This is a genomic window from Mycobacterium scrofulaceum, from assembly GCF_001667885.1.
GTDB lineage: Bacteria > Actinomycetota > Actinomycetes > Mycobacteriales > Mycobacteriaceae > Mycobacterium > Mycobacterium scrofulaceum_C.
On the sequence record NZ_LZJW01000161.1, the window covers coordinates 1 to 1,178 of the forward strand.

Below are 1,178 nucleotides of genomic sequence, written 5' to 3' on the forward strand. Positions count from 1 at the left end.
CGGGCCAAGGCTTTGTCGGTGGCCGCGCCAGCGATGCCGGGCTCAACGCTCGGCCGGCGCTGTCGATGACGGTAAGGGCGCTTGCCGGTCCAACGATGGTGATGGCGCCCCGATGGTGCAACCGGTGGTGATACGGGCAGACCAGCACCAGGTTGGCCAACTCCGTGGGGCCGCCGTCTTCCCAATGCCGGATGTGGTGGGCATGCAGACCGCGGGTGGCACCACAGCCCGGCACCGCACACGAGGGGTGGCGGTGCTCGAGGGCGCGGCGAAGGCGCCGGCTGATCACGCGGGTCGCCCGGCCGGCGCCGATCACCTCACCGTCGCGTTCGAACCACACCTCACAGGTGGCATCACAGGTCAGGTAGCGGCGTTCGGCGTCGGACAGCAGCGGCCCCAGATGCAGGGCGGCGGCGCGCTGCTCGACGTCGACGTGCACCACGACCGTGGTGTGCTGCCCGTGCGGACGGCGGCCCGCCTCCACCTCCCACCCCGCCTCGACCAGGCGCAGGAACGCCTCCAGGGTGCCCGGCAACGGCGGCCTGACATCGGATGCGCCGCATCGACTGCCGTGATCGCGCTTCCACTCCGCGATCAGCGCGTCACGATAAGACGCCAACGCCGCGTCGAACTTCGCCGCGTCCAGGGGCGCGAGTTTGACCCGCCAGCAAGTGAACTCGTCGCTGCAGGTTTTGGTGATCGAAGGCTGCGGTTGCGGCCCAGAATCGGGCTCGGGTCGCGGTTCCAGCTTGACCGCCGTGCGCAGCTGGCTGACCGTGGCGACCCGGGCCAACTCCGCGTAATGCTCATCAGACCCCTCACTTGCCCGCGCCGCGATGACCCCGACTTGATCCAGCGACAACCGACCTTCCCGCATGCCCTGGACGCAGCGCGGGAACGCCTCGAGCCGGCGCGCGACATCGGCGATCGTATGCGCGTTCGCCGACGAGCAGCCCAGCTTCCAAGCCACCAACGCCGCGACCGACCGCGCGCCCGTGACGCCGCACAGCCCCTCGCGATCCAACTCCGCGAAGATCTCGACGATGCGCCCATCGATCGCGTTGCGCTGACCGGTCAACTCCGCCAACTCGTCGAACAACACCTCAACACGATCCGCAGGCTTCAGCTCCACCGGAGGCGATGCGATCGAGGACATAACCCCATCATCGCAGGGGGGT

The 1,178-nt window shown here is 69.2% G+C and carries 1 protein-coding gene; it reads right to left on the reverse strand.

All coding sequences use genetic code 11. The features are described 5' to 3' along the window. Positions 1–1,156, reverse strand: a 1,156-nt coding sequence (locus A5681_RS22665; protein WP_067280787.1) for an HNH endonuclease signature motif containing protein, incomplete at its 3' end; no start/stop codon positions are given. Between the last annotated feature and the right edge of the window lie 22 nt (positions 1,157–1,178).